Genomic DNA, 20186 nt, shown 5'->3' with positions numbered 1-20186 from the left:
CGCAGGCGCTTTCGAATTTTCACAAGGAACACGACATGACACGGCGATTGGCAGCGGCATTGACGATTCTCGGGGCGTTGATGCTGGGGGGCTGCGGTAATGATTACGGCATCGACCAGAACGGCCAGAAGGTAGCGTCCGAACGTCTGGACAAGCAGTGGGTGGTGCTCAATTACTGGGCCGAATGGTGTGGCCCATGCCGCACGGAAATTCCCGAGCTGAATCATTTGGCTGAACAGCTCAAAAGCAAGAATGTCGGGGTGTTCGGGGTCAATTTCGACAACGTGCAGGGCGCGGAGCTGAAAGAGGCAAGCGAAAAACTCGGCATCAAGTTCACCGTGCTGGCGCAGGATCCGGCCGAGCTGTTCGACCTGCCGCGCAGTGAGGCGCTGCCGGTGACGTTCATCATTGATGACAAGGGCAAGGTGCGTGAGCAGTTGCTGGGTGAGCAGACGGCGGCGGGGGTGATGGCGAAGCTGGAGGCGTTGCAGGCTACGAAGTAAACCGCCAGAAGCCCCTCACCCCAGCCCTCTCCCGGGGGGAGAGGGGGCCGACCGAGGTGTCTTTCGTCGTACATCGACCTGAGATACCGAGTTGATTATGGTCCCGTCAGACAGAATCCAGTCGATTATGGATTCGGCGAAGAATTACCACTTCGACATAACTCTTCAATATCCCCCAATCAGTCCCCTCTCCCTCTGGGAGAGGGTTAGGGTGAGGGCCTTGGCGATTCAGGGCGGATCAACCCTCTTCGAGCCACCAGCGCAACGGTTTGCCTTGAGCCGGCCAGAAGCGTATCTGCTCGATGGGCGAAATGTCCCAGCGCTCGACTTTTTCCAGCGCCTGCAAGAACCGTTGTTCCTGCTCCATCAGCGCCGGGGCGCAGAGCTTGCGGGTCTTGCCGATCTTGCCGAAGCTCAGCTTGTCGCCGTCCTGCGTGTACGGCGCGAACCAATGATTACAGCCGCCGTTGCCGTAGGCGCGGCCGTCATCGCCGAGGGTCACGGTCAAATGGCTGTAATCCATCAGTGGCCGCTCGCCGATCCATTCCAGAATGTAGCTGCGGTTGTGCTGCAGTTGTACCGGCTCTGCGGCGCAACCAGCCAGGCCGACACCGATCAGTGCGGTCAGGGCGAGGCGTTTCATCATGCAGGCTCCTGGCATTTCGGGCACAGGTGCTTGTCGCCAGCGGTTTTCCAGCCGAGCTCGGCGATGCGCGCAGTGGCGGCGGGTTTCTCGGCGGTTTTGCCGAGTTTGGCATCCACGGCGAATTCGAAACTCAGCTCTTTCGCGCAGCTGTCGCAGTTGACCTGCCAGGTGTGAATGGCCAGTTCGCCGAACACCGGGCCTGTGGTCATTGCGGTCCATTGGCCTGGCGGATTGATCAAGTGGCGGACCGTGTCGACGGTCAGGCGCATGGACAAATCCTTGCTGCCTTTGAGGGTGACCAACAGGGCATCGCCGATACGGATCGAGCCACCGTTACCGGTCACCTGATAGCGGCCCGGAACGAGGGCGCGGCATTCGGTGAGGGTGTGTTGCGGGTTCATCAGGGTGTAGCGGAAATCGTGTTCGACCATGGGTCCTCCAAATATGCGCGACATGCTAGCACGGGCTCGATTGCAGAATGATGCACGCGTGCGACCTTCGATCCGGTTCAAATGCGGCGACAGTCATGGCAAACTGCCAGCCCCCGAATCTGAAGGAACGGAACATGGCGCTGATCGAATGTTATGAATGCAAGCGGAGCATCAGTTCCGAAGCGCTGGTGTGCATTCACTGCGGCGCGCCGATGGCCGAACATGCCGCCATGCAGACGCAATCGACGGCGGCACCGGTGCAAGCCGCGACGATTTCCTTCGGCAGCCTGCCACGCAACAACGCAGTGCCCGAGGCGGTTGTGCCGCCAGTGTCCGAGCCTTTACCCAAAGTGATGCCGGCAGCAGCAGGGCGTCGCCGTCGTCAGCAGGCCGCAGAACAGGCCCGCGAGGAGCAGCAACCGCTCAACGCCGATGGCAGCCGCCCGGTGGAGGGCTGGCTGAAAATCATGGTGTTTCTGCTACCGGCGTTTTTCGTCTGGTTCCTGCTGCGCAACGGCCATTCGAGCAAGCAGCGCCTGCTCGGGTTCGGCTGGCTGGGCTTGCTGATCCTGGCGTCTTCGCTGTCCAAGTAAAACGGTTCAACCCTCGACCTGGTTCTGCGGCGCACCTGCCGCCCAGGTCGCGATGTTGTGCAGGGTGGTCGCGGCAATCGCGCCCAGTGCTTCGCGGGTCAGAAACGCCTGATGCGCGGTGATGATCACGTTGGGAAACGTCAGCAGACGCGCCAACACATCGTCCTGCAACGGCAGGTCGGAGCGATCCTCGAAAAACAGCTGCGCCTCTTCCTCGTAAACATCCAGCCCCAGATACCCGAGTTGACCGTCCTTGAGCGCGTCGATCAGCGCCGGCGTGTCCACCAGCCCGCCACGCCCGGTGTTGATCAGCATCGCCCCCGCCTGCATGTGCGCCAGTGAATCGCGATTGATCAGATGCTTGCTCTGTTCGTTGAGCGGGCAATGCAGGCTGATGATCCGTGATTGCGCGAGCAATTCCGGCAGGCTCAGATAACGTGCGCCCAAGGCCAGCACCTCGGGATTGGGATACGGATCGTAGGCCAGCAATTCACAGCCGAAGCCGTGCATGATTTTCGCGAACGTTGCACCAATCTGCCCAGTGCCGACGATGCCGACAGTTTTGCCGACCAGATCGAAACCAGTCAGGCCATGCAGGCTGAAATCGCCTTCGCGGGTGCGGTTGTAGGCACGGTGCAAGCGACGATTGAGGGCGAGGATCAGCGCCACCGCATGTTCGGCCACGGCATGCGGCGAGTAGGCCGGCACACGAACCACGGCCAGGCCGAGGCGTTTCGCCGCCGGCAGGTCGACATGGTTGTAACCGGCCGAACGCAGGGCAATCAGCCGCGTACCGCCAGCAGCGAGGCGTTCGAGCACCGGGGCGCTGAGGTCGTCATTGATGAACGCGCAGACCACCTCGTGCTGCTCGGCCAACGCCGCCGTATCGAGGCTCAGTCGCGCCGCTTGAAAATGCAATTCGAGCCCGGCCGGGCAGTCGGCGCCGAGAAAGCTGTCGCGATCGTAGGTCTGACTGCTGAAAAAGATTGTGCGCATGAATCCTCCTGGAACATCGACGCGGGCCGCAATGGCCCGCGACAACTGTAGCGCTTTGCGCGTGCAGCGCCTTGCCGTGGATCAGGCGCTGATGCGCGCCTGCGCTGCGAGTCGATTGATCGAGCGCTCCAGTTCATCCAGCGCGGCGGCGGCTTTCGGATCGTCCTGCTTGAGCAGGGTTTCGCTGCGCTGGCAGGCGGCGCGCAGTTGCGGCACGCCGCAATAACGGGTCGCGCCGTGCAAGCGGTGCACGCGTTCAAGCAGGGCATTCTGGTCGTGGCTGTCACGCGCGGCGCGAATCGCTTCGCGGTCGGCTTCCAGCGAGGCCAGCAGCATGGCGAGCATGTCTGCCGCCAGATCCGCTTTGCCCGCCGCCAGGCGCAAGCCTTCTTCGTGATCGAGCACCGGCAGTTCCTGCTGACTCGCCGCGCTGTCGCCGTTGCGCTCCGGCGCCTGATTGCGCAGGGCCAGCCCGGTCCACTTCAACACCACCTGCGCCAGTTGCCTCTCGCTGATCGGTTTGGTCAGGTAGTCGTCCATGCCGCTTTGCAGCAGCGCGCGTTTTTCGTTGGCCATGGCGTGGGCGGTGAGGGCGACGATCGGCAGCGGCGTGCAATGCCGCTCGCTTTCCCACTGGCGAATGGTTTCGGTGGTCTGGCGACCGTCCATGCCCGGCATCTGCACGTCCATCAGCACCAGATCGAAAGATTCGGTTTGCACCGCTTTGACGGCCGCGTAACCGCTTTCCACTGCGAGTACGCGGGCGCCCATGTCTTCGAGCAGGGTTTGCACCAGCAACAGATTGGCCGGGTTGTCGTCGACACACAGCACGCGCGGCGCACGGCTGGACAGCGGCTCGCCCGGTTCGCTGCGGGTCTGGCGCGGATTGACCAGATCGGACAACGCCCGGCGCAGCTTGCGCGTACACGCCGGTTTGGCTTGCAGCTGGCTGTGCGGGTTGGGCACCGACAGATGAAACAGCGTCTGTTCGGTGGTCGGGCACAGCACCAGCACTTTGCAGCCCAGATGTTCAAGGTCCCAGATGTGCTGGTTCAAGCGTTCCGGGAGCATGTCGTTGCTGGTGATGCCGATCACCGCCAGATCGATCGCCTGATCGGTCTGATGCGCGCCGGTAACGCCATTGCTCAGGCTCTCCAAAGTATTGAACGGCGTAACTTGCAGTCCGCAGTCTTCCAGCTGATGTTGCAAGGCCTGACGCGCCAGTTCGTGATTTTCCAGCACCGCCACGCGGCGTCCGAGTAATGGCGCGGCGGGCAGGTCTTCGGCGTCGTCGCGAGTCTTGGGCAGGCTCAGGCTGATCCAGAATTCCGAACCTTCGCCCGGCGTGCTGTCGACGCCGATCTCGCCGCCCATCTGCTCGATCAGGCGCTTGGAAATCACCAGCCCCAGCCCGGTGCCGCCGGGTTGGCGCGACAGCGAATTGTCGGCCTGACTGAAAGCCTGGAACAGCGCGCGGACATCCTGATTCGACAGGCCGATGCCGGTGTCCTGAATGCTGATGCGCAGTTGCACGCTGTCTTCGTGTTCGTCTTCGAGCATCGCCCGGGCGACGATGGTGCCTTCGCGGGTGAACTTGATCGCATTGCTCACCAGGTTGGTGAGAATCTGCTTCAGGCGCAGCGGATCGCCGACCAGCGACAGCGGCGTATCGCGATAGACCAGGCTGACCAGCTCGAGCTGCTTGGCGTGCGCGGCCGGGGCGAGAATGGTCAGGGTGTCTTGCAGCAGGTCGCGCAGGTTGAACGGAATGTGATCGAGCACCAGTTTGCCGGCCTCGATCTTCGAGAAGTCGAGAATCTCGTTGATGATTCCCAACAGGCTGTCGGCAGACTTTTCGATGGTGCCCAGATAGTCGAGCTGGCGCGGGGTCAGTTCGCTTTTCTGCAACAGGTGAGTGAAACCGAGAATGCCGTTGAGCGGCGTGCGGATCTCGTGGCTCATGTTGGCGAGGAATTCGGATTTGATCCGGCTGGCTTCCAGCGCTTCTTTGCGTGCCAAGTCCAGTTCGATGTTCTGGATCTCGATGGTTTCCAGATTCTGCCGCACGTCTTCGGTGGCCTGATCGACGCTGTGCTGCAATTCTTCGCGAGCATTCTGCAGGGTGCCGGCCATGCGGTTGATGCCCGAGGCCAGTTCGTCCAGCTCCTGGCTGCCGAGGGGCGGCAAGCGGGTTTCCAGATGACCGTCCTTGAGCTGCGCAACTGCTTGTTTGATCTGGCTCAGCGGACGGTTGATGGTGCGGCCCATGCGCAACGCGAGGAGGGCGGCGCCGGCAAGTCCGGCGGCGATCAGCAGCAGGCTGGCGAACAGGCTGCGATAGCCGCGCAGCAACATGCCGTTGTGCGACAGCTCCAGCTCGACCCAGCCGAGCAGGCGTTCGGATTCTTCGGGAATGATTTCACCGGCGAGGTTGCGGTGCTTGCCGAACACCGGCATCAGGTAGCGCGTCGCGTCATTGCCGCTGCGTCGTTGCAACAGCGCGCTGTCGCCGCTCGGGGCCTGATTGAGCATGGTCGGGCCGGCGTGGGCCAGTGGCGAGCGGTCCGCCGCGAGGAAGGTCACCGCGCGCACGTCGGGTTGTTCAAGGGACTGGGTGGCGATGCGTTCGAGCAGATCGGCGTCGCCGTGACCCATCGCCGGCGCCACCAGCGGCGCCAGTTGCTCGGCGATCATTTCGCCGCGCTGCATCAATTGGCTGTGCAGGTCGGTCTGCTGCGTCCAGGTGAAATAGCCACCCAGCACCAGCGCCATCAGGCTGGTCGGCAACAAGGTCAGCAACAGCACGCGACCTTTGATTCCCAGTTTCTTGAGCACGCCTATCTCCCGCATCCCGCTGATCTGTTGACACATGCGTGCATCCGGCACGCGACATGGGCGCAGTGTAGCGATTTGCAGGCGGGCAATCTTGCGGAAAATGCAGCGCCGCCGACGCACTCGTTCGTCCGACAGGCCAAGCTTGTGTTGCCCGCTGTCGGACAATCTTGAATAATCCGCCAACTGAGAATTACTTGCAGATACTCATGACTCCTGTATCCGTTGGCCAGCCACGCATCCTTTCCATTGAAGACGACCCGGTCCTCGGCGCGTATGTGCACGAGCATCTGGGCCGCAGCGGTTTTCAGGTGACCTGGTGCCAGAACGGCCAGGAAGGTCTGAACATCGCCCAGCGTCAGCCTTTCGACGTGGTGCTGATGGATATTCTGCTGCCGGGGCTCGATGGTCTGCAGTTGTTGACGCAATTGCGGCAGAGCCATTCGACGCCGGTGCTGCTGATGTCGGCGCTGGGTGCCGAGGCCGACCGCATCAGCGGTTTCCGCCTCGGTGCCGATGACTATCTGCCCAAGCCGTTCAGCATGGCCGAGCTGCATGTGCGCATCGAAGCGATCCTGCGCCGGGTGGCATTGGATCGGCGCCCGCCTGCGGTTACCGCTGCGGTGGTCAGCGGCACCCTGCGTTTCGATGACGAACACTGCGACGTGTTCTTCGGCGAGCAAGCGGCCGGGTTGACCCGCAGCGAATTCCGTCTGCTGGAAACCCTGCACCGCAACAACGAGGAGGTGCTGAGCAAAGCCTTCCTTTATCAGCATGTCCTGCAACGCGGCTTTGCGGCGCACGACCGCAGCCTCGACATGCACATCAGCCAGATCCGCCGCAAACTCAAAGCCATCGGTTACACCGAGCGCGAAGTGCGCACGGTGTGGGGCAAGGGCTATGTCTTGAGCGGCGCCGATGAAACTGTCTGAACTGCCGGGGCGGCATTCGCTGTTCTGGAAACTGGCGTGCCTGCTGGTGGCGTTCTGTCTGCTGATGATCTGGCTGAGCTGGTCGTGGGGCCGCTACATGGAGGAGCGCAATCAGTTCCTCTCCAGTGACGCCCGCAGCACCCTCAGCCGTTATGCCGCGCAAGCCGAACAGGCGTGGCAGCGCGGCGGGCGCAATGGCGTCGATGACTGGTTGCAGAGCATGGAATTGCGCGAGGCCAGTTGGGTCGGGGTGATCGGCGCTGATTTGCAGTCGCTGAGCAATCAGCCGTTGAACGCCGCGGAGGTGCAGCACCTGACCTTCCTGCGCGGCCTCGACTGGCCGATCCACAAGAAGGGCCGACCTTGGCTGCGGGTGCCGTTCCCGCAGGATCCGGCCGCCGGCATTCTGGTCATCGAGTTGCCCGAGCGCTTTGTTCCGGGCAAGTACCGGGTGTTCTGGCGGGTGATCACCAACGGCGTGATTCCCGGGCTGTTCACCCTGTTGCTCTGTGTCGGCCTGTATCGCCTGCTGGTGGTGCCGCTTAACAACCTGCGCGAACAGGCCAACGCCTGGCGCGCCGACCAGTTGAATGTGCGCCTGTCGAGCGGCATCACCCAGCGCCCGGATGAACTCGGTGAACTGGCGCGGGCCTTCGATTCCATGTCCGAGCGCCTGCAAACCACCGTCGCCTTGCAGCAGCAGTTATTGCGCGACTTGTCCCACGAACTGCGCACGCCGCTGAGCCGTCTGCGTGTGGCCAGCGAAAGCGAACAAGGTCTGCCGCAGCTTCGCGAGCGCATCGGCCGCGAGGTCGACGGCATGCAGCGGCTGGTCGAAGACACCCTGCAACTGGCCTGGCTCGACACCGACCGCTCGCCGTTACCAAATGAAGCGATCCAGATTCAGGCACTGTGGGAAATGCTCACCGACAACGCCTGTTATGAAAGCGGCTGGCCGAGCCTGCAATTGCAATGCTCGGTCGAAGCATCGTGCTGGGTGCGCGGCAACCTCAATACCCTCGCGCAAGCGCTGGAAAACATCCTGCGCAACGCCATTCGTCACTCGCCCGAGGGCGGCATCGTGCGGCTCGATGCACGGCGCGATGGCGAGTATTGGCATTTGTGGCTTGAGGATGAGGGCGGCGGCGTGGCTGACGAAGATCTGCAGCGGATCTTTTCGCCGTTCATTCGATTGGACGGATCGAGACCCGGGGATGGTGGCTTTGGCTTGGGTTTGAGCATTGCGCGTAATGCGGTGCAGCGCCAGGGCGGGTTGCTCTGGGCGGAAAACACCGGGGCGGGGCTGCGGTTGAATTTGCGCTTGTTGGCGGATGATGGCGTCGCCCATGCGGACGCCTTCGCGAGCAGGCTCGCTCCCACAATGGCTGTGCATTCACCGCAGATCGCATAAGCAAAATTCATCCCCTGTGGGAGCGAGCCTGCTCGCGAATTCAAGCATCACCACAAGAACTGAGTGTTACTCAAATAAAAGTCGCACCACTGGCGCGACTTTTATTTGCTTATTCCCATAAACCATAAGCACCGCACTTTGCGTGATATGGCCTGCGCGGGTTTGCCGGTATGATAGGCGCCCCCGCACGTCTGGATTGCGAATACGCCATGACCCTGCAGTACCCAACCATCGCCGATTGCGTCGGCAACACGCCGCTGGTGCGTTTGCAGCGCCTGCCCGGCGCCACCAGCAACACCCTTTTGCTCAAGCTCGAAGGGAACAACCCGGCGGGTTCGGTCAAGGACCGCCCGGCGTTGTCGATGATCACTCGCGCCGAGTTGCGCGGGCAGATCAATCCCGGCGATACGCTGATCGAGGCGACCTCCGGCAACACCGGCATCGCGCTGGCGATGGCCGCTGCGATCAAGGGTTACAAGATGATCCTGATTATGCCGGACAACTCCAGCGCCGAGCGTAAAGCGGCGATGACCGCTTACGGTGCCGAGCTGATTCTGGTGACTCAGGAAGAGGGCATGGAAGGCGCCCGCGATCTGGCCCAGCGTATGGAAGCCGAAGGCCGTGGCAAGGTGCTCGACCAGTTCGCCAATGGCGACAACCCGGAAGCGCACTACACCACCACCGGTCCGGAAATCTGGCGTCAGACCCAGGGCAGCATCACCCATTTCGTCAGTTCGATGGGCACCACCGGGACCATCATGGGCGTGTCGCGCTACCTCAAAGAACAGAGCGACAGCGTACAGATCGTCGGCCTGCAACCGATGGAAGGCTCGGCCATTCCCGGCATCCGCCGCTGGCCGCAGGAATACCTGCCGAAGATTTACCAGGCTGACCGCGTCGATCGCATCGTCGATATGGCGCAAAGCGAAGCCGAAGACGTTACCCGGCGTCTGGCCCGCGAAGAAGGCATCTTCTGCGGCGTGTCCTCGGGCGGTGCGGTGGCAGCGATGCTGCGCCTGTCCAGAGAAGTTGAAAACGCGGTGATCGTTGCGATCATCTGCGACCGTGGCGACCGTTATCTGTCGACCGGCATTTTCGACGCGCCGAACTGATGGCCAAGCACGAACGAGGCCTGCGCTTCCAGCCCACCGGCGGGAGCAAGGCGCCACAGATCCCGACCGGTAAAAAGCAGCGCTTGAGTATCGAGCGCCTGGCCAATGACGGTCGCGGTATCGCGTTTTTCGAAGGCAAAACCTGGTTCGTCCTCGGCGCCCTTGCCGGTGAAGAGGTCGAAGCACGGGTGCTCGGCGCCCACGGCAAAGTGGTCGAGGCGCGTACCGAGCGCGTGTTCACGGCCAGCGAAGTGCGGCGCCCGGCAGCATGCCCACACTTCGGCCGCTGTGGCGGTTGCAGCGTTCAGCACTTGCCCCACGACGAACAGCTCGCCCTGAAACAGCGCATGCTCGCCGAGCAATTGTCGCGGGTGGCCGGTGTCGAACCTGAAGAGTGGGCGGCGCCGCTGAGCGGCCCGGAATTCGGTTACCGTCGGCGCGCGCGCATCGCCGTGCGCTGGGACATGAAGGCAAAAAAACTCGAAGTGGGTTTCCGCGCTGCCGGCAGTCAGGACATCGTCGCGATCAGCGAATGCCCGGTGCTGGTACAGCCCTTGCAACCGATCATGACCCGCTTGCCAGAGATGCTGCGGCGCTTGAGCAAACCGCAGGCGCTGGGCCATGTCGAGTTGTTCAGCGGCTCATCTCTGGCGCTATTGCTGCGGCACATGGCGCCGTTGTCCGAAGCGGATCTGACCATTCTCAAGGATTTCTGCCAGTTCCATGAAGCGCAGTTGTGGCTGCATGGCGAAGGTGAACCGCAACCGGTCGAAGCCGGTCAGAGCCTCGGCTATCGCCTGGAACAGTGGGATCTCGAGCTGGCTTATCGGCCGGGCGACTTCGTTCAGGTCAACGCCGGGGTCAACGAAGCGATGATCGCTCAGGCGCTGGACTGGCTTAAACCGACGGCTGAAGAACGCGTGCTCGACCTGTTTTGCGGTCTGGGAAATTTTGCGCTACCGCTGGCCAAAAGCGTCCGTGAAGTGGTGGCGGTGGAGGGTGTGCAGACCATGGTCGAGCGTGCCGCTGCGAATGCCATCAGTAACAATTTGCATAACACAAAGTTTTTTCAAGCCGATTTATCCCAGCCTTTGAGCGATGCCCAATGGATCGGAAATGGCTTTTCTGCGGTACTCTTGGACCCACCGCGTGACGGTGCTTTCGAGGTGGTGCGCAAGCTCGCGACCCTGGGTGCCAAACGGTTGGTATATGTGTCGTGCAATCCGGCCACGCTGGCGCGCGACACGCAGGAATTGATCAAGCAGGGCTACCGGTTAAAACGTGCCGGGATTCTCGATATGTTTCCTCAGACGGCACATGTCGAGGCCATGGCGTTATTTGAAGCGAGCCAGGACGGCTCGTCTGAATCCGTCTGATCTGTCCGCGCAGCGCTCGCCTGAGCCCCGCGAGCGCGAACGGACACTGAGGATCAGCGATTTGACGCATTGAATCTGCGTCGTAGGGAAGGTAAAGCAGCATGGTACAGGTGAGAGCACACCAGCCGATCAACACCGACGGCAGTATCAATCTCGAGGCCTGGCTCGATCACGCGGTCAGTGTCGATCTGGCACTGGATCGCGAGGCCTTGAAAGAAGCCTGCGAGTTCGCTCGCGAGGCCGAACAGCAGTCCAATGCGAAGAAGAATCTGTGGGCCGAAGGCTCCGGCAGTTTCAGCACTGGCCTTGAGATCGCCGAGATCCTCGCCGACCTCAAGCTCGACCAGGATTCGCTGGTCGCCGCCGTTTTGTATCGCGGCGTGCGCGAAGGCCAGATCGAGCTGGCGGCCATCGGCCAGCGCTTCGGTCCGGTGGTGGCCAAGCTGATCGACGGCGTGCAGCGCATGGCGGCCATCAGCGCCAGTCTCAGCCCACGGCAATCGATGGTCATGGGCACCCAAGGGCAGGTCGAGAACCTGCGCAAGATGCTCGTGGCGATGGTCGATGACGTGCGCGTTGCGCTGATCAAACTGGCCGAACGCACCTGCGCCATCCGTGCGGTGAAAACCGCCGACGATGAAAAGCGCAACCGCGTCGCTCGCGAAGTCTTCGACATCTATGCGCCGCTGGCCCATCGCCTCGGCATCGGTCACATCAAATGGGAACTGGAGGACTTGTCCTTCCGTTATCTGGAACCCGATCAATACAAGCAGATCGCCAAGTTGCTCCACGAGCGGCGGCTGGACCGCGAGCGCTTCATCAGCGACGTGATGACCCAGCTCAAGGACGAACTGCAGGCCACCGGTGTCGATGCCGACATCAGCGGCCGGGCGAAACACATCTACTCGATCTGGCGCAAAATGCAGCGCAAGGGTCTGGAATTCAGCCAGATCTATGACGTTCGCGCCGTGCGCGTGCTGGTGCCGGAAATGCGCGACTGCTACACCGCGCTCGGTATCGTCCACACCCTGTGGCGCCACATCCCGAAAGAATTCGACGACTACATCGCCAACCCGAAAGAGAACGGCTACCGCTCGCTGCACACGGCGGTGATCGGCCCGGAGGGCAAGGTCCTCGAGGTACAGATCCGCACCCACTCCATGCACGAAGAAGCCGAACTTGGCGTCTGCGCGCACTGGCGCTACAAGGGCACCGACGTCAAATCCGGCTCGAACCATTACGAAGAGAAAATTTCCTGGCTGCGTCAGGTGCTCGAATGGCATGAAGAGCTGGGTGATATCGGCGGTCTGGCCGAACAGTTGCGCGTCGACATCGAGCCTGATCGCGTTTACATCTTCACTCCCGACGGACACGCCATCGACTTGCCGAAAGGCGCGACGCCGCTGGATTTCGCCTATCGGGTGCACACCGAAATCGGCCACAACTGCCGGGGCGCGAAGATCAACGGGCGTATCGTGCCGTTGAACTACAGCCTGCAGACCGGCGAGCAGGTCGAGATCATCACCAGCAAGCACGGCACGCCGAGCCGCGACTGGCTGAACCCGAACCTCGGTTACGTCACCACCTCGCGCGCGCGGGCGAAGATCGTTCACTGGTTCAAGCTGCAGGCTCGCGATCAGAACGTTGCGGCCGGTAAAACCCTGATCGAGCGCGAACTCAATCGCCTCGGCCTGCCGGCGGTGGATTTCGACAAGCTGGCCGAAAAGGCCAACATGAAAACCGCCGAAGACATGTTCGCCGCCCTCGGTGCCGGCGACCTGCGTCAGGCGCATCTGGTCAACCTTGCGCAGCAATTGGTCGAACCGGAGCGCGGCAACGAGCAACTGGAGCTGATCCCGCGCAAGGCGACCGGTTACAAGCCGGGCAAGCGCGGCGATATCCAGATCCAGGGCGTCGGCAACCTGATGACGCAAATGGCCGGTTGCTGCCAGCCACTGCCGGGCGATGCGATTGTCGGTTACATCACCCAGGGCCGGGGCGTGAGCATTCACCGCCAGGACTGCGCCTCGGTGCTGCAACTGGGCGGGCGCGAGCCGGAGCGGATCATCCAGGTCAGCTGGGGCCCGGTGCCGGTGCTCACCTATCCGGTGGACATCATCATTCGCGCCTACGACCGTTCCGGGCTGCTGCGTGACGTCTCGCAGGTGCTGCTCAACGAGCGCATCAACGTGCTGGCGGTCAACACCCGCTCGAACAAGGAAGACAACACCGCGCTGATGTCGCTGACCATCGAGATCCCAGGTCTGGATGCACTCGGGCGGCTGCTGGGGCGGATTTCGCAATTGCCGAACATCATCGAAACGCGGCGTAACCGTACCCCGTGATGCAATTGATTGTTCCCTGTGGGAGCGAGCCTGCTCGCGAAGAGGGCGTGTCAGTCGACATCTTTGTTGCAGACACAGCGCTTTCGCGAGCAGGCTCGCTCCCACAATGGTTTTGTGGTGAGACAGAAAAATGATGTACAGCCTTGAAGACCTGCTCCACCTGATGTCCCGTCTGCGCGATCCGCAGTTCGGTTGTCCGTGGGACATCAAGCAAACCTACGCGACCATCGTCCCGCACACCCTCGAAGAAGCCTATGAAGTGGCCGATGCCATCGAGCGTGGCGATCTCGACCATTTGCAAGGCGAGCTGGGCGATCTGTTGTTTCAGGTGGTGTATTACAGCCAGTTGGCCAAGGAAGAAGGGCGGTTCGAATTTGCCGGGGTGATCGACAGCATCACGCGTAAACTGATCCGCCGTCATCCGCATGTGTTCCCGACGGGCGACCTGTACGCGCCGCTCGACGTGCCGCGCTTGAGCGAAGAGCAGGTCAAGCAGCGCTGGGAAGAGATCAAGGCCGAAGAGCGTGCCGAGAAAGCCTCCGCGCCCGAGCAGTTGTCCTTGCTCGACGACGTGCCGGCCACCTTGCCGGCACTGTCGCGCTCAGCCAAGTTGCAGAAGCGCGCCGGGCAGGTCGGTTTTGACTGGCCGGACGCTTTGCCGGTGCTCGACAAGGTTCGCGAAGAGCTCGATGAAGTGCTCGAAGCCATGTCCGAAAACGATCCGGTGGCGGTGGCCGACGAGATCGGCGATCTGCTGTTTTCCGTGGTCAATCTGGCCCGGCATCTGAAGGTCGATCCGGAAACCGCCTTGCGCGGCGCCAACGGCAAGTTTGAAAGACGTTTCCGTTTTATCGAACAGGCATTGCGCGACACCCACCGTCCCATGGAAGATTGCACCCTCGAAGAGTTGGACGCCCTGTGGGGCGAAGCCAAACGCCAGGAAAAGAATGAGCCCAGCTGCGGCTGAGCCGTTGCCCAAGTGAGTAAGCATTGATGAGCCTTTCCCTTCGCGACCAGTTGCTCAAAGCAGGCCTGGTCAACCAAAAGCAGGCCAAGCAGGTCAGCAAAGACAAGCAGAAGCAACAGCGCCTGGCTCACAAAGGCCAGGCCGAGCTGGACGATTCGCAGCAGCGCGCCGCCCAGGAAGCCATGGCCGAGAAGGTCAAGCGCGACCAGGAGCTTAACCGTCAGCAGCAGGAGAAGGCCGAGGCCAAGGCCCGCGCTGCGCAGGTCAAGCAGTTGATCGAAGTCTCGCGTCTGCCCAAGCTGACCACCGAGGACTACTACAACTTCGTCGACGACAAGAAGGTCAAGCGCATCTCGGTCAACACGCTTATGCGCAACAAGCTCAGCAGCGGTTCGCTGGCGATCGTGCACCACAATGGCGGCTATGAAGTGATTCCCCGTGAAGCGGCGCTGAAGATCCAGGAGCGCGACCCGCAGCGCATTGTCCAGCTCAACGTGCAGACCGAAGAGGTCAACGCTGAGGACGATCCGTACGCGGCGTACCAGATCCCTGACGATCTGATGTGGTAAATCCACGGCTGTAACAACGACGAACCCCGCTCATGGCGGGGTTTGTCGTTTTCAAATGCTGTGTTGTTTCAGGCGGACTTCAGTTCTCTTTGCTGTTCCTGCACTTCCAACTCGGCCTTGTAGTTATGCGCATCGATCTCGTTGTGGAACATGCCGACCAGCAAGTCTTGTTGATGCACATCCCAGATACGGATGCCGGCGGCCAGGCCTTCGTGGGACATGTGTGAATCGTCGCGTTCAGTTACTTTTACAGTCATCTGCTAGCTCCAGATCTCAAGTTACTGCACCAAGGCATGTGCAGGACTCTGTTATAGGATTTGGTAGCCAGCTAAGTAAACCGCCAATTGGCGCAAGGTGTTGTTGCGAATTTCGCAACAAAGCTGCAGGCCGCGTAAACCGCGACATTCGGTCGCAGGGTAGTAAGTTTCATGACAGAAGTTTCATCTCCAGAACACCCTGAAACCCTGTGGGAGCTGGCTTGCCAGCGATGACGTCGGCACAGCAAACATCTCCGTTGCCTGACACTCCGCTATCGCTGGCAAGCCAGCTCCCACAGAGATCAGCGGTGTCCTAGCTAATTTTCAGGCAAAAAAAACGCCCCGAACCAGTCGGGGCGTTTTCAGGTGTGGCTCAGCAGCGGGGAATTACTTGCCTTCCCAGCGCTTCAGCACCAGCGTGGCGTTGGTGCCGCCAAAGCCGAAGCTGTTGCTCATCACGGTGTTGATGGTGGCGTTCTCGCGGGTCTTGGTCAGCACCGGCAGATCGGCCACTTCCGGGTCGAGCTCGTCGATGTTGGCGGAGCCGGCAATGAAGTTGCCTTCCATCATCAGCATGCAGTAGATCGCTTCGTGCACGCCGGCGGCGCCCAGGGAGTGACCGGACAGGCTCTTGGTCGAGCTGATCGCTGGAGCCTTGTCGCCGAACACTTCACGCACACCTTTCATTTCCGCGACGTCGCCGACCGGAGTCGAAGTGCCGTGGGTGTTCAGGTAGTCGATCGGGGTGTCGACGGTGGACAGCGCCTGCTGCATGCAGCGGATCGCGCCTTCGCCGCTTGGGGCAACCATGTCGTAGCCGTCGGACGTTGCGCCGTAGCCAACGATCTCGGCGTAGATCTTCGCGCCACGGGCCAGAGCGTGTTCCAGCTCTTCGACGACAACCATGCCGCCGCCGCCAGCGATGACGAAACCGTCGCGGTCCTTGTCGTAGGCGCGGGAAGCTTGTTCCGGGGTGTCGTTACGCTTGCTGGACAGGGCGCCCATCGCGTCGAACAGGAACGACTGGCTCCAGTGCTCTTCTTCACCGCCACCGGCGAAGACGATGTCCTGCTTGCCCATCTGGATCTGTTCCATGGCGGTACCGATGCAGTGAGCACTGGTGGCGCAGGCAGAAGCGATGGAGTAGTTCAGGCCCTTGATCTTGAATGGCGTGGCCAGGCAAGCGGAAACGGTGCTGCTCATGGTCCGCGTTACACGGTATGGGCCAACGCGCTTCACGCCTTTCTCGCGGAGGATGTCCAGCGCTTCCATCTGGTTCAGCGTGGAAGCACCACCGGAACCAGCGATCAGGCCGGTGCGCGGGTTGGACACCTGCTCTTCGGTCAGGCCGGAGTCAGTGATGGCGTCTTTCATGGCCAGATAGGCGTAAGCCGCTGCATGACCGACGAAGCGATAGATCTTGCGATCGATCAGCTCTTCAAGGTTGAGGTCGATGGAGCCGGAAACCTGGCTACGCAGACCCATTTCAGCATATTCCGGGTTGAACCGGATGCCAGGGCGGCTTGCACGCAGGTTAGCGGAGACGGTCTCTTTGTCATTGCCCAGGCACGAAACGATGCCCAGACCAGTGATAACGACGCGGCGCATGCGAATAACCCTTAGAAGTTGTCAGTGGAGGTGAACACGCCGACGCGCAGGCCTTCGGCGGTGTAGATTTCGCGTCCGTCGACACTGACCGAACCATCGGCGATGGCCATGTTCAGCTTGCCCTTGAGGACGCGTTTGATATGAATGTTGTAAGTGACTTTCTTGGCGGTCGGCAGCACCTGACCGAAGAATTTCACCTCGCCCGAACCCAGCGCACGGCCGCGGCCCGGCAGGCCTTGCCACCCCAGGAAGAAGCCGACCAGTTGCCACATGGCATCCAGACCTAGGCAGCCCGGCATTACCGGATCGCCTTCGAAATGGCAGGCGAAGAACCACAGGTCAGGGTTGATATCCAGCTCGGCGACCAATTCACCTTTGCCGTACTTGCCGCCTTCTTCGCTGATATGGGTGATGCGATCCACCATCAGCATGTTCGGGGCGGGCAGTTGCGCGTTACCTGGGCCGAACAGCTCACCGCGACTGCAGCGCAGCAGGTCTTCCCGAGTAAAGGCGTTTTGTTTGGTCATGCGAGCTCCTCAATAATCCCATGCGGCAGGTGGGGCAGATCTTCCCGACCGTTCAAGGCATTCATGCCTCGAACCGGCAGCCTACTCATAGACTATTGCGTTGTGGTGAAAGTCACAGCACCAAGGACATGAATGTACACTTGTGCACTGAAATTTTTAATCAAGCCCCTTTTGGGGCTCGTTCGGGTGCCTAAGACTGCCGCACTTTCGCTTTTCACGCCAGTCGCAGATGGTCGAAAGGCCCACACTACGACACCCAGCGCTGCAAAATCTGCTGCAGGTCATTGCGTTTGAACGGCTTGGCCAGGTAATCGTTCATCCCCGCTGCCAGACAGGTTTCGCGATCGCCCTGCAAGGCGTTGGCGGTCAGCGCGATGATCGGCACATCGCGGCGTCCGGGCAGGTCGCGGATCTGCCGTGTGGCCTCGTAGCCGTCGATGATCGGCAGCCGGCAGTCCATCAAAATCACTTCGAACTCGCTGCCCTCGGCACTGCGCACCGCCTGCGCGCCATCGGTCGCCACACTGACGGCAAAACCCAGACTGCGCAGCATCGCTTCGATCACGGTCTGGTTGACCGGGTTGTCTTCGACCAGCAACACATGGCGTCCTTCACCCTGACCACTACCGTTCGGCGCTCGCGGCGCGGCCAGCGCTGGCATTGCCTGCTTATATAGCGCCAATGGAATTTCCAGAGTGAATACCGAACCGCGTCCTTCCTCACTCTGCGCGCGCAACGTACCGCCCATGCGTTCGGCCAGAGTCCGTGCGATCGGCAGACCAAGACCGGTGCCACCGTAACGACGGGAGATCGAACTGTCGGCCTGCTGGAAGGCATTGAACATCAGCTCCAGACTTTCCGAAGAAATGCCGATGCCGCTGTCACGCACCGAGCAGGTGAACCACAGCAGTTCATGGTCCAGCGACTGCCATTGCGCCTCGATGCTGACCCGGCCCTGCTCGGTGAACTTCAAGGCATTGCCAACCAGGTTGACCAGAATCTGCCGGATCCGCGTCGGATCGCCCTGCACCTGCAAGCCGCGCATGTCGTCGGGAATGCGCAGATTCAGTGCCAGGCCTCGCTGCACCGCGCTGTGCTGGAACGATTGCGCGCAGGCGCCGATCAGCTCGGCGAGATTGAACGGGATGTGCTCCAGCTCCAGCTCCGAACGCTCGATTCGCGAGAAGTCGAGAATGTCATTGATGACCTTGAGCAAGTGCTCGGTCGACTCCGAAGCAAGCGCGGCGTATTCGACCTGCTCCTCGGTCATCTCGGTGGTTTCAAGCAACTGCAACATGCCCAGCACGCCGTTCATGGGCGTGCGCAGTTCATGGCTCATCATCGCCAGAAAGTCGGATTTGGCGTTGTTGGCCTTCTCCGCTTCTTCGCGGGTCTGGATCAGTTGCGCCATCGCTTGCTGCTGTTCGCGACTGGCCTGCTCCAGCGCCTGAGCAAGGTTGTTGATGTGCTGCGACAGTGCGCCCAGTTCGGTGTCGTCGACAATCGGCAGCGGGGTTTTGTAGTCGCCTTCCTGAATCGCCTTGACCGCATCGCCTATGTCGCGGATCGGCTGCGACAGACTGCCGGCCAGACGACGGGCGACGACGAAGGTGAAGAGCAGAGCGAACAGCGCGAGAACCCCGGCTTTGAACAGGATCTCCTGCTGGCGCTGACTGAAAGCGTCATTGGACAGCCCGACGATCACTCGCCCGAGATAATCCTCGCCGGCGGCGCTGTTGCTGACTTTGCCGTCCTGGAAGAAATCGTTGTGCAAGGCGATTCGTTGCAAACGCACTGGTGCCTGGAACACTTCGACCTGGTGCGGGCGGCTGTGGCTATCGGCCGGTTGTTCGACGTACACCAGGATCCGATTGGCGCTGTCCTGCACTTCGAGAAAGCGCACGTTGGGCGTGGCGAGTGTCGCCTTGAGCAGGCTTTCCAGCACTTCGTTGTTGCCGGAGATCACCCCGTATTCCGTGGCAGGCGCCAGTTGGTTGGCAATCAACTGGCCAGTGTGGTTCAGCTCCTGACGCAAATCCTGAATGCGCACGAAGGTAAAGAAACTGATCAACAGCAACGTCAGCAGCAGCGCCGGGCCGAGGCTGATCAGCTGCGTGCGGGTGTTGATGTCCCAACGGCGGCGGAAATTCATGGGCGGCGCTCTCCTTCGGCCAAGGCACTGGCGACAGATGCTTCATTCAACGGTTCGATGCCTAAGGAACGAGCCACCTGCGCATTACTTGAGACTTTGAAACGAGCGGGGTAAAGCGTTCGCGGCCATGCGCTGGTGGGCTGATCAAGCAGATGGTCGAGAATCGCCAGCCAGTCGCTCTGGTCGCTGTAGGTACTGGCGAGGCTGCCAGCGCGAACGAATGCAATGTTGGGGCCGATCAGCGCAACCTGACGCGAGTAGCTGCTGAGCAGGAGGTTTTTCGCCGTCTGCGAGTTGTACAGGTCGGGATCGTCGAGGCCGAGCAAGACGTCGCTGCTTTTCAACACCGCTTGCAGCGGACGGCTGTCGTGAATGTTGTCCCAGCGCTGACTGACAATCTCCAGGTTCAATGGCCGCGCAGCCACGCGCAACTCGTCGAGCAGGAACTCGCCGTGTTCATCGAACAGCACGCCGACCCGCCGGGCCTGCGGCAAGATTCGCCGGATCAGTTGCAATTGCCGGCTCAGCGGCGGGTCGCTCCAGAGCAGACTCAGGCGCGCCGGTTGGGCATCGGCGAAACGCTGGCGCGCCTGCAAGCGGCTGATGCGCAACACCAGCGTCGATGGGCCTTGTGAGTCTTGCAGACGCCAGTCGAGGCTGGGCAGGTCGAGCAGAATCAAGCGCAGACTGGCCGGTAATTTGCCCGGTGCCGGCAAACTGGCCAGCGGCTGGAACCGCACATTGTCGGTCGGGCGCAGTTCACTCAGTGCTTGTACGAAAGCCTGCACGCCGGGGCTTTCCTCGGCGCCGGTCAACAAAATATCCGCCGCTTGCACCGCGACCCCGTGCAGCCACGCGGTCAAGAACAGGCAGAGCCCCGCCAGCCAGTGGCCAAGGGTTGGCGTCTTCCGTGACGGGCCGTTGCGCAT

18 protein-coding genes are annotated in these 20186 nt (G+C 61.4%); 9 read left to right on the top strand and 9 right to left on the bottom strand.

Annotation, left to right across the window (positions count from 1 at the left end; genetic code table 11):
• The first annotated feature begins 35 nt into the window (after positions 1-35).
• Positions 36-503 (top strand): TlpA disulfide reductase family protein, encoded by a 468-nt coding sequence (locus AB4N73_RS14475; protein WP_460142231.1) that lies wholly within the window; start codon positions 36-38, stop codon positions 501-503.
• Between the two features lie 238 nt (positions 504-741).
• On the opposite strand, the gene AB4N73_RS14470 is transcribed toward AB4N73_RS14475, so the two are convergent.
• Positions 742-1146 carry an META domain-containing protein gene (locus AB4N73_RS14470; RefSeq protein WP_073472192.1) on the bottom strand — a complete coding sequence of 135 codons (405 nt, stop codon included), beginning with the start codon at positions 1144-1146 and terminating at the stop codon, positions 742-744.
• Positions 1146-1580, bottom strand: coding sequence for a hypothetical protein (locus AB4N73_RS14465; protein WP_095181583.1), 435 nt, complete (start codon positions 1578-1580; stop codon positions 1146-1148). The genes AB4N73_RS14470 and AB4N73_RS14465 overlap by 1 nt, the downstream gene beginning before the upstream one ends.
• Positions 1581-1714: 134 nt before the next feature.
• Here AB4N73_RS14465 and AB4N73_RS14460 point away from each other — a divergent pair, with 134 nt between their 5' ends.
• Positions 1715-2173 (top strand): hypothetical protein, encoded by a 459-nt coding sequence (locus AB4N73_RS14460; protein WP_150743508.1) that lies wholly within the window; start codon positions 1715-1717, stop codon positions 2171-2173.
• A gap of 6 nt (positions 2174-2179) precedes the next feature.
• Here the strand turns inward: AB4N73_RS14460 and AB4N73_RS14455 are convergent, their stop codons facing one another.
• Both AB4N73_RS14455 and AB4N73_RS14450 read right to left on the bottom strand, forming a co-directional pair.
• A complete protein-coding gene (locus AB4N73_RS14455; RefSeq protein ID WP_150637580.1) occupies positions 2180-3169 on the bottom strand; it encodes a 2-hydroxyacid dehydrogenase in 990 nt (329 codons plus the stop codon).
• Positions 3170-3250: 81 nt separating this feature from the next.
• Entirely contained in the window at positions 3251-6004 is a 2754-nt protein-coding gene (locus tag AB4N73_RS14450) for a response regulator (protein WP_460143593.1), read from the bottom strand.
• Between the two features lie 206 nt (positions 6005-6210).
• On the opposite strand from AB4N73_RS14450, the gene AB4N73_RS14445 reads away from it, so the two are divergent.
• The 7 genes from AB4N73_RS14445 to AB4N73_RS14415 all read left to right on the top strand — a co-directional run bounded on the left by AB4N73_RS14445 (position 6211) and on the right by AB4N73_RS14415 (position 14713).
• On the top strand, positions 6211-6933 hold the full coding sequence (locus tag AB4N73_RS14445) for a response regulator transcription factor (protein ID WP_056788132.1): 723 nt from the start codon (positions 6211-6213) through the stop codon (positions 6931-6933).
• Positions 6920-8344, top strand: a complete 1425-nt coding sequence (locus AB4N73_RS14440) for a histidine kinase sensor domain-containing protein (RefSeq protein WP_460142229.1) — start codon at positions 6920-6922, stop codon at positions 8342-8344. Before AB4N73_RS14445 ends, AB4N73_RS14440 begins: the two co-directional genes overlap by 14 nt.
• A 209-nt stretch (positions 8345-8553) precedes the next feature.
• The gene (gene cysM, locus AB4N73_RS14435; RefSeq protein WP_041479583.1) at positions 8554-9456 is read left to right on the top strand and encodes a cysteine synthase CysM; all 903 of its coding nucleotides are present in this window, start codon (positions 8554-8556) and stop codon (positions 9454-9456) included.
• Complete coding sequence (gene rlmD, locus AB4N73_RS14430; RefSeq protein WP_310217766.1) at positions 9456-10832, top strand: 23S rRNA (uracil(1939)-C(5))-methyltransferase RlmD; 1377 nt, start codon at positions 9456-9458, stop codon at positions 10830-10832. The genes cysM and rlmD overlap by 1 nt, the downstream gene beginning before the upstream one ends.
• Positions 10833-10933: 101 nt before the next feature.
• Positions 10934-13177: a GTP diphosphokinase gene (relA, locus tag AB4N73_RS14425; RefSeq protein WP_041479585.1), complete on the top strand. Its 2244-nt coding sequence runs from the start codon at positions 10934-10936 to the stop codon at positions 13175-13177.
• A 133-nt stretch (positions 13178-13310) separates the two neighbouring features.
• Positions 13311-14144: a nucleoside triphosphate pyrophosphohydrolase gene (mazG, locus tag AB4N73_RS14420; RefSeq protein ID WP_024013963.1), complete on the top strand. Its 834-nt coding sequence runs from the start codon at positions 13311-13313 to the stop codon at positions 14142-14144.
• Positions 14145-14170: 26 nt separating this feature from the next.
• Entirely contained in the window at positions 14171-14713 is a 543-nt protein-coding gene (locus tag AB4N73_RS14415) for a DUF2058 domain-containing protein (protein ID WP_016773645.1), read from the top strand.
• A 68-nt stretch (positions 14714-14781) separates the two neighbouring features.
• Here AB4N73_RS14415 and AB4N73_RS14410 read toward each other — a convergent pair whose 3' ends face one another.
• The 5 genes from AB4N73_RS14410 to AB4N73_RS14390 form a co-directional block, all read right to left on the bottom strand.
• A complete protein-coding gene (locus tag AB4N73_RS14410) occupies positions 14782-14970 on the bottom strand; it encodes a hypothetical protein (protein WP_016773646.1) in 189 nt (62 codons plus the stop codon).
• 387 nt (positions 14971-15357) lie between these two features.
• Positions 15358-16578: a beta-ketoacyl-ACP synthase I gene (gene fabB, locus AB4N73_RS14405; protein WP_016773647.1), complete on the bottom strand. Its 1221-nt coding sequence runs from the start codon at positions 16576-16578 to the stop codon at positions 15358-15360.
• An 11-nt stretch (positions 16579-16589) separates the two neighbouring features.
• Positions 16590-17105, bottom strand: coding sequence for a 3-hydroxyacyl-[acyl-carrier-protein] dehydratase FabA (gene fabA, locus AB4N73_RS14400; protein ID WP_024013962.1), 516 nt, complete (start codon positions 17103-17105; stop codon positions 16590-16592).
• Positions 17106-17352: 247 nt separating this feature from the next.
• Positions 17353-19257, bottom strand: a complete 1905-nt coding sequence (locus tag AB4N73_RS14395) for an ATP-binding protein (RefSeq protein ID WP_252886658.1) — start codon at positions 19255-19257, stop codon at positions 17353-17355.
• Positions 19254-20186, bottom strand: a complete 933-nt coding sequence (locus tag AB4N73_RS14390) for a hypothetical protein (protein ID WP_056788143.1) — start codon at positions 20184-20186, stop codon at positions 19254-19256. Before AB4N73_RS14390 ends, AB4N73_RS14395 begins: the two co-directional genes overlap by 4 nt.

This window comes from Pseudomonas sp. S3_B08, from assembly GCF_054667725.1.
The sequence above is the reverse complement of the archived record's forward strand: the minus strand, read 5'-3'. Positions and strand labels throughout refer to the sequence as shown.

Bases quoted from the DNA above. Each gene is read 5' to 3' on its own strand.
- AB4N73_RS14470 (WP_073472192.1), bottom strand. From the start codon at position 1,146: ATGAAACGCCTCGCCCTGACCGCACTGATCGGTGTCGGCCTGGCTGGT.
- mazG (WP_024013963.1), top strand. From the start codon at position 13,311: ATGTACAGCCTTGAAGACCTGCTCCACCTGATGTCCCGTCTGCGCGAT.
- AB4N73_RS14460 (WP_150743508.1), top strand. From the start codon at position 1,715: ATGGCGCTGATCGAATGTTATGAATGCAAGCGGAGCATCAGTTCCGAA.
- AB4N73_RS14455 (WP_150637580.1), bottom strand. From the start codon at position 3,169: ATGCGCACAATCTTTTTCAGCAGTCAGACCTACGATCGCGACAGCTTT.
- rlmD (WP_310217766.1), top strand. From the start codon at position 9,456: ATGGCCAAGCACGAACGAGGCCTGCGCTTCCAGCCCACCGGCGGGAGC.
- AB4N73_RS14395 (WP_252886658.1), bottom strand. From the start codon at position 19,257: ATGAATTTCCGCCGCCGTTGGGACATCAACACCCGCACGCAGCTGATC.
- AB4N73_RS14445 (WP_056788132.1), top strand. From the start codon at position 6,211: ATGACTCCTGTATCCGTTGGCCAGCCACGCATCCTTTCCATTGAAGAC.
- fabB (WP_016773647.1), bottom strand. From the start codon at position 16,578: ATGCGCCGCGTCGTTATCACTGGTCTGGGCATCGTTTCGTGCCTGGGC.
- fabA (WP_024013962.1), bottom strand. From the start codon at position 17,105: ATGACCAAACAAAACGCCTTTACTCGGGAAGACCTGCTGCGCTGCAGT.
- AB4N73_RS14390 (WP_056788143.1), bottom strand. From the start codon at position 20,186: ATGCGCAACGGCCCGTCACGGAAGACGCCAACCCTTGGCCACTGGCTG.
- AB4N73_RS14415 (WP_016773645.1), top strand. From the start codon at position 14,171: ATGAGCCTTTCCCTTCGCGACCAGTTGCTCAAAGCAGGCCTGGTCAAC.
- relA (WP_041479585.1), top strand. From the start codon at position 10,934: ATGGTACAGGTGAGAGCACACCAGCCGATCAACACCGACGGCAGTATC.
- AB4N73_RS14410 (WP_016773646.1), bottom strand. From the start codon at position 14,970: ATGACTGTAAAAGTAACTGAACGCGACGATTCACACATGTCCCACGAA.
- AB4N73_RS14440 (WP_460142229.1), top strand. From the start codon at position 6,920: ATGAAACTGTCTGAACTGCCGGGGCGGCATTCGCTGTTCTGGAAACTG.
- AB4N73_RS14475 (WP_460142231.1), top strand. From the start codon at position 36: ATGACACGGCGATTGGCAGCGGCATTGACGATTCTCGGGGCGTTGATG.
- AB4N73_RS14465 (WP_095181583.1), bottom strand. From the start codon at position 1,580: ATGGTCGAACACGATTTCCGCTACACCCTGATGAACCCGCAACACACC.
- cysM (WP_041479583.1), top strand. From the start codon at position 8,554: ATGACCCTGCAGTACCCAACCATCGCCGATTGCGTCGGCAACACGCCG.